The following is a 7034-nucleotide window of genomic DNA, read 5'->3' as shown; positions in this document are numbered from 1 at the left end:
ACTTCAGGATCTTCGACACCACGCCGGCGCCGACGGTGCGGCCGCCTTCGCGGATCGCGAAGCGCAGGCCTTCGTCCATCGCCACCGGGTTGATCAGCTGCACGACCATCTTGATGTTGTCGCCCGGCATGACCATCTCGACGCCTTCCGGCAGCGTCACCGCGCCGGTGATGTCGGTGGTGCGGAAGTAGAACTGCGGACGGTAGCCCTTGAAGAACGGGGTGTGGCGGCCGCCTTCGTCCTTCGACAGCACGTACACCTCGCCCTCGAACTCGGTGTGCGGGGTGATCGAACCCGGCTTGGCCAGCACCTGGCCGCGCTCGACGTCGTCACGCTTGGTGCCGCGCAGCAGCAGGCCCGCGTTGTCGCCCGCCTGGCCCTGGTCCAGCAGCTTGCGGAACATCTCGACGCCGGTGACCGTGGTCTTCTGGGTCGGACGGATGCCGACGATTTCGATTTCGTCGCCCACCTTGATGATGCCGCGCTCGATACGGCCGGTCACCACGGTGCCGCGGCCCGAGATCGAGAACACGTCTTCCACCGGCATCAGGAACGGCTTGTCGATCGCGCGCTCCGGCTCCGGAATGAAGCTATCCAGCGCCTCGACCAGCTTGATGATCGCCGGCACGCCGATCTCGCTCTGGTCGCCTTCCAGCGCCAGACGGGCCGAGCCGTGGATGATCGGGGTGTCGTCGCCCGGGAACTCGTACTTCGACAGCAGCTCGCGCACTTCCATCTCGACCAGCTCGAGCAGCTCGGCGTCGTCCACCATGTCGGCCTTGTTCAGGAACACGACGATGTACGGCACGCCGACCTGACGCGACAGCAGGATGTGTTCGCGGGTCTGCGGCATCGGGCCGTCAGCGGCCGAGCACACCAGGATCGCGCCGTCCATCTGCGCCGCACCCGTGATCATGTTCTTCACGTAGTCGGCGTGGCCCGGGCAGTCCACGTGCGCGTAGTGGCGGTTCGGGCTTTCGTATTCGACGTGTGCGGTCGAAATCGTGATGCCGCGAGCCTTCTCTTCCGGCGCCGCGTCGATCGCGTCGTACGCCTTGAATTCGCCACCGAAACGCTCGGCGCCGACCTTGGTCAGAGCGGCCGTCAGCGTGGTCTTGCCGTGGTCGACGTGACCGATCGTGCCGACGTTCACGTGCGGCTTGGTGCGCTCGAACTTACCCTTGGCCATGGCTATCGCTTCTCGTGTTTGGTCTGTGTGTCGCGTTGGCTGTTGGTAAAGCAGCCGGGTGTCGCTTGAAGATGGTGCTCACGAAAGGAATCGAACCTTCGACCTCCTCCTTACCAAGGAGGTGCTCTACCGACTGAGCTACGTGAGCGAAACTTTGTTGCCGACGGGCTGTGCGACTTCGTTCAATGGAGCGGGAGACGGGAATCGAACCCGCGCCATCAGCTTGGAAGGCTGAGGTTCTACCATTGAACTACTCCCGCGCCGCGTGCAGCCAATACAGCGTTGGAACTTGCAACCTTGAAACCTTACCGCTTTGCCTGAGCGCCGCATCGATGACGCCGATCGTCGCACCGGCCAACCTGGTGGAGGGAGGTGGATTCGAACCACCGAAGGCGTAAGCCAGCAGATTTACAGTCTGCCCCCGTTGGCCGCTTGGGTATCCCTCCGAAGAGCCCGTAATTTTGAAGTGCGATCTTCAGCTTGTCAACGCACTTTCACGAAATCTTTCGGGATTTTTTTCGCCCCCGCCGCCGGCGCTTGCGGCTGTCGACTGCGGGGGCGCGTAGTCTACTCAAACATTGAACCGGAAGTGCAAGACATCGCCTTCCTGGACGCGATATTCCTTGCCTTCCAGGCGCAGCCGGCCGGCGTCGCGGGCGCCGGACTCGCCCTTGTACTTGATGAAATCGTCGTAGGCGATGGTTTCGGCGCGGATGAAGCCCTTCTCGAAGTCGGTGTGGATCACCGCGGCGGCCTGCGGCGCGGTCGAGCCGGCCTTGACCGTCCAGGCGCGCACTTCCTTGACCCCGGCGGTGAAGTAGGTCTGCAGGCCCAGCAGGGCGTAGCCGGCGCGGATCAGCCGGTTCAGGCCCGGCTCGGCCAGGCCCAGGTCGGCCAGGAAGGCGTCGCGGTCGGCGTCGTCGAGCTGGCTGAGCTCTTCCTCGATCGCGGCCGAGACCGGCACCACCTGGGCGCCCTCGGCCACGGCGCGGGCGCGCACGGCGTCGAGGTGCGGATTGTTCTCGAAGCCGTCCTCGAGCACGTTGGCCACGTACATGACCGGCTTGAGGGTCAGCAGGAACAGGTCGCGCAGCGCGGCCTTGTCGTCGTCCGACAGGCCCAGCGCGCGCGCCGGCTTGCCGGCGTCCAGGCCGGCGCGGACGCGGCCGAGGATTTCCTTGCGCACCACCGCTTCCTTGTCGCCGGTCTTGGCCGAGCGCTCGGCGCGCTGCAGGGCCTTCTCGACGCTTTCCAGATCGGCCAGGGCCAGTTCGGTATCGATGGTCTCGATGTCGGCGATCGGATCGACCTTGTTGTTGACGTGGATCACGTCCGGGTGCTCGAAGCAGCGCACCACGTGGGTGATCGCATCGACCTCGCGGATATGCGCCAGGAACTTGTTGCCCAGGCCCTGCCCGCTGGCCGCGCCGGCGACCAGGCCGGCGATGTCGACGAACTCGACCGCGGTCGGAATCAGCTTCTGCGGCTTGACGATCTCGGCCAGCGCGTTGAGGCGCGGATCCGGCACCGGCACCGCGCCGACGTTGGGCTCGATCGTGCAGAACGGGAAGTTGGCCGCGGCGATGCCGGCCTTGGTCAGCGCGTTGAACAGGGTCGACTTGCCGACGTTAGGCAGGCCGACGATGCCGCATTTGATGCCCATGGGTGGTAAGTCCGGGAAGAGGAAACAGGGATCGGGAAGCGGGAGCCGCGCGACGAACCGCGCGTATCGCTGCGAGCGTGCAGCTCCCGCCAGAAATCTTTCGATGCGAGGCGGGGATTGGTGGCGCGGCGAATTCGCATCCCCGCTCCCGACTCCCGCTTTCGCTTCACTTCGCGGTATGCAACCGCGTCATCGCATCCATGAAATTGCCGTTCACCGCCAGCGGCATCGCGTCGATGGCCTCGTCGATGGCGCGCAGGATCGTGGCCTCGTCGTCCTTGCCGGGACGGCCGAGCACCCACGGGGTGACCTTGTCCTTGTGGCCGGGGTGGCCGATGCCCAGGCGCAGGCGGTGGAACTTGCCGTGGCCGAGCAGCTGGATGGTGTCGCGCAGGCCGTTCTGGCCGCCGTGGCCGCCGTCGAACTTGAGCCGGGCGGTGCCGGGCGCGAGGTCGAGCTCGTCGTGCGCCAGCAGCGCTTCCTCGGGCTCGATCTTCCAGTAGCGCAGCGCGGCGGTCACCGACTTGCCGGAGAGGTTCATGAAGGTGGCCGGCTTGAGCAGCCACACCGGTTTGCCGGCGATCTCGATCTTCGAGGTTTCGCCGAACAGCTTGGACTCCAGGCCGAAGCGGCCGCCGAACTTCTCGTTCAAGGCGTCCACAAACCAGAACCCGGCGTTGTGCCGGGTCCGGGTGTATTCGGCGCCGGGGTTACCCAGGCCGACGATCAGGCGCAATCCCGCCATGACTCAGGACAGTCCGCAAACGCGGACCGGCGCGCCGGCTACGGCGCGCCGGCCGGCGATCACTTCTTGTCTTCGTCCTTCTTGGAGACCTTGGCGGCCGGCACGTCCGCGGCCGGCGCGTCCTCGGTCGGCTCGGCCTCTTCCTTGCCGTGCTTGGCGATCACGATGGCGACATCGTGTTCCTTGCCCAGCTTCAGCTCGGGGATCTCGACGCCCTTGGGCAGCTTGAGGTCCGACAGGTGAACGATGTCGCCGACCTTCAGGTCCGACAGGTCGATCTCGATGAACTCCGGCAGGTCCTTCGGCAGGCAGGACACTTCGACTTCGTTGAGCTCGTGGGTGACCACGACGTCGGCCGACTTGCCGGCCGGCGACTTGTCTTCGTTGAGGAAGTGCAGCGGCACCGCCACGCGCAGCGCCTGGTTGGCGTCAACGCGCTGGAAGTCCAGGTGCATGATGATCTGCTTGAACGGGTGGCGCTGCATGTCGCGCAGCAGGACCTGCTCGACCTTGCCGTCGACGTCCAGGCTCAGGATCGAGGAGTAGAACCACTCGTGCTGGCTGGCCAGCCAGATCTTCTCGTGCTCGAGCTGGATCGGCTGCGGCGCGGCGCTGCCGCCGTAGATGATGGCCGGGATGCTGGCGGCATGACGAAGGCGGCGGCTCGCACCCTTCCCCTCGACCTTGCGGCCAGTGGCCTTGATGGTGTGTTCGGACATTTGCGTGTACTCGATGTTGACAGCGTTGGAGCCGCCTCGCGGCGGCGGGGAAGCTCATCCGCGACCAGATGAGCCTTGAAACGAATTCTTTCGATCAATCGACGTAGAGCGAGCTCACCGACTCGCCGAACGCGATGCGGCGGATCGTCTCGGCCAGCAGTTCCGCCACGCTGAGCTGGCGGATGCGGCCGGTGGCCCGGGCCGCGGCGGTGAGCGGGATGGTGTCGGTCACCACCAGCTCGTCGAGCTGCGACTTGGTCACGTTGTCGATGGCCGCGCCCGACAGCACCGGGTGGGTGCAGTAGGCCACGACCTTCTGCGCGCCCTGCGCCTTGAGCGCCGCGGCGGCGGCGCACAGGGTGCCGGCGGTGTCGACGATGTCGTCGACCAGCACGCAGGTCTTGCCAGACACGTCGCCGATGATGTTCATCACCGTGGCGACGTTGGCGCGCGGGCGGCGCTTGTCGATGATCGCCAGGTCCGCGTCGTCCAGGCGCTTGGCGATCGCTCGCGCGCGCACCACGCCGCCGACGTCCGGGGACACCACGATCAGGTTGTCGGTGCCGTGCGCGCGCCAGATGTCGGCGAGCAGCAGCGGCGAGGCGTAGACGTTGTCGACCGGGATGTCGAAGAAGCCCTGGATCTGATCCGCATGCAGATCGACCGTGAGCACCCGGTCGGCGCCGACCGCGCCGAACATCTTGGCCGCGACCTTGGCGGTGATCGGCACGCGCGAGGAACGCGGGCGGCGGTCCTGGCGGGCGTAGCCGAAGTACGGCACCACCGCGGTCACGTTGGCCACCGATGCGCGCTTGAGCGCGTCGATCAGGACCAGCAGTTCCATGAAATTCTCGGCCGTCGGCGCGTTCGTCGGCTGGATGACGAACACTTCCTGGCGGCGCACGTTCTCTTCGATCTCGACCTGCACTTCCCCGTCGGAGAAGCGGCCGACGAGGGCCTTGCCGAGCCGGATGCCCAGCTCCTTGCACACGGCCTCGGCCAGCGGACGGTTGGCGTTGCCGCTGAAGACCAGCAGGTTGCGATCGTTTTGCACTGTCTTGGGACCGGGATTCGGGATTTGGGATTCGCGATTCGTAGCGGCGGCTGCGAGGTACCGCCGTTTGCGAATCGCGAATCCCAAATCTCCAATCCCTCGTTGTGGCAGGGGCGGTAGGATTCGAACCTACGAATGCCGGGATCAAAACCCGGTGCCTTGGGCCACTTGGCGACGCCCCTGCGGAAACCTGGATAGAACGCGAGGTGGTACTGGACTTGCCGGACGACGGGGCGAACCGGGGTTCAACCTCGTCGGTTGGTTTCGAGCGCGGCATGCAGCGGCGAGCGCCCTGCCCCGGCCGCCGTCCAGGCGCGCAGGCCCGGCGGCAGTTCCGCCAGCGCGGCCTCGGCGGATTCGCGCGTGGCGAACTCGACGAAACACCCGCTGCCGGACCCGGTCAGGCGTGGCGATCCGATCCGCGCCAGAGCGGCGAAGGCGGCCTCGACGGCCCCTTCGCGCTGGCGCAGCACCGGCTCGAACGCATTCCCGAGCGGTCTACCCGAAACGAAGTCCGACATTGTCGCGGGCGCGGCATCCCGCGTCAATTCAGCGGATTGAAAAAGCGCCGCGGTCGGGGCGTGGACGCCGGGGTCGGCCAGCACGTACCAGGCCGGAGGCAGACCGATCGGGCGCAGGTCTTCGCCCACGCCCTCGGCCCAGGCGTTGTCGCCGCGTACGAACACAGGCACGTCGGCGCCCAGGCCCAGGCCCAGCCGGGCCAGGGTTTCCACGCCCAGATCGGTGCCCCACAGCGCATCCAGGGCGACCAGGACGGTCGCGGCGTCGGACGAGCCGCCGCCGAACCCGCCGCCGGCCGGAATGCGCTTTTCGATGACGATATCCGCACCTTGGCTGCAATTCGAGGCCTTTTGCAGCGCCAGCGCGGCCCGCACGGTGAGGTCGTCGGCCTCGGCCACGCCAGCCACCGAGGCCCCGTGGCGGACGATGCGACCGTCGGCGCGCGGCCGCAGGCGGATGGTGTCGCCCCAGTCGAGCAGACGGAACACGGTCTGCAGCAGGTGATAGCCGTCGGCGCGGCGGCCGACAATGCGCAGGAACAGGTTCAGCTTGGCCGGGGCGGGCCAGGCCGACCAGGCGGGCTCGCCCGTGGAATCTCGGGCCGGATCGGTGGAGTCGAAGGACATCGGAAGGTTCTGGAGTGCGATTCAGGGAGCCGTAGCCGCCCCGCCCTGCCACTGATCCACGATCAGCCGCACCCGCGCCGAATCGCGGCGCGCGTCCAGGCGCGAAGGCAGGTCGCCGCTGGCGGGCCATTCGTAGGCGATGGTCCAGCCGCCCTGGGCGATGGACTGCGGGCGCCCGTCGGCGCCGGGGACGATGCGCGCGTCGGCGCCGTCGCCGGCCGGCAGGCCGCGCAGCCACTGGCCGAGCGCGGCCACCGGGATGTCCCAGCCGGTAGCCTGGAACAGCACGTCGGCGGCGTCCGCGCCTTCGCGCGGGCCGCCGTCCAGGCCGTCCAGGCGGGCGCCGTCGGGGCCGCCGCGCAGGCGCCAGCTCTGGCGCGTGACCGGCGCGCTCAGCGCGACTTCGTAGCCGTCGCCGCGCTGGTTCCATTCGATCCGGCCGCTGCCGCCCTTGCCGGCGTTGGACACGGCGATGCGGCCGCTCAGCGACCACTCGGCGGCGGCGCGCACGCGCGC

Annotated in this window: 7 protein-coding genes and 4 tRNA genes; all 11 read right to left on the bottom strand. The window is 67.6% G+C overall.

Features of this window, described 5'->3' with window-relative positions:
- Positions 1-1189: elongation factor Tu (gene tuf / locus A7A76_RS08975; protein WP_206410883.1), on the bottom strand; the 1189-nt coding region annotated here is incomplete at its 3' end.
- Between the two features lie 72 nt (positions 1190-1261).
- Positions 1262-1337 (bottom strand) — tRNA-Thr (locus A7A76_RS08970).
- A gap of 38 nt (positions 1338-1375) precedes the next feature.
- Positions 1376-1449 (bottom strand) — tRNA-Gly (locus A7A76_RS08965).
- Between the two features lie 100 nt (positions 1450-1549).
- Positions 1550-1635, bottom strand: a tRNA-Tyr gene (locus tag A7A76_RS08960).
- Between the two features lie 125 nt (positions 1636-1760).
- Positions 1761-2852 carry a redox-regulated ATPase YchF gene (gene ychF, locus A7A76_RS08955; RefSeq protein ID WP_206410882.1) on the bottom strand — a complete coding sequence of 364 codons (1092 nt, stop codon included), beginning with the start codon at positions 2850-2852 and terminating at the stop codon, positions 1761-1763.
- A 166-nt stretch (positions 2853-3018) separates the two neighbouring features.
- On the bottom strand, positions 3019-3597 hold the full coding sequence (gene pth, locus A7A76_RS08950; RefSeq protein WP_206410881.1) for an aminoacyl-tRNA hydrolase: 579 nt from the start codon (positions 3595-3597) through the stop codon (positions 3019-3021).
- Positions 3598-3656: 59 nt separating this feature from the next.
- Positions 3657-4316, bottom strand: a complete 660-nt coding sequence (locus A7A76_RS08945) for a 50S ribosomal protein L25/general stress protein Ctc (protein ID WP_206410880.1) — start codon at positions 4314-4316, stop codon at positions 3657-3659.
- 94 nt (positions 4317-4410) lie between these two features.
- A complete protein-coding gene (locus tag A7A76_RS08940; RefSeq protein ID WP_206410879.1) occupies positions 4411-5370 on the bottom strand; it encodes a ribose-phosphate diphosphokinase in 960 nt (319 codons plus the stop codon).
- A gap of 105 nt (positions 5371-5475) precedes the next feature.
- A tRNA-Gln gene (locus tag A7A76_RS08935) sits at positions 5476-5552 on the bottom strand.
- Positions 5553-5615: 63 nt separating this feature from the next.
- On the bottom strand, positions 5616-6518 hold the full coding sequence (gene ispE / locus A7A76_RS08930) for a 4-(cytidine 5'-diphospho)-2-C-methyl-D-erythritol kinase (RefSeq protein ID WP_206410878.1): 903 nt from the start codon (positions 6516-6518) through the stop codon (positions 5616-5618).
- 21 nt (positions 6519-6539) lie between these two features.
- On the bottom strand, positions 6540-7034 hold a 495-nt coding region (gene lolB / locus A7A76_RS08925; protein ID WP_206410877.1), incomplete at its 5' end, for a lipoprotein insertase outer membrane protein LolB.

This window comes from Lysobacter enzymogenes (assembly GCF_017168095.1).
GTDB classification, from domain to species: domain Bacteria; phylum Pseudomonadota; class Gammaproteobacteria; order Xanthomonadales; family Xanthomonadaceae; genus Lysobacter; species Lysobacter enzymogenes_D.
This window is presented reverse-complemented; position numbering and strand designations above follow the sequence as displayed.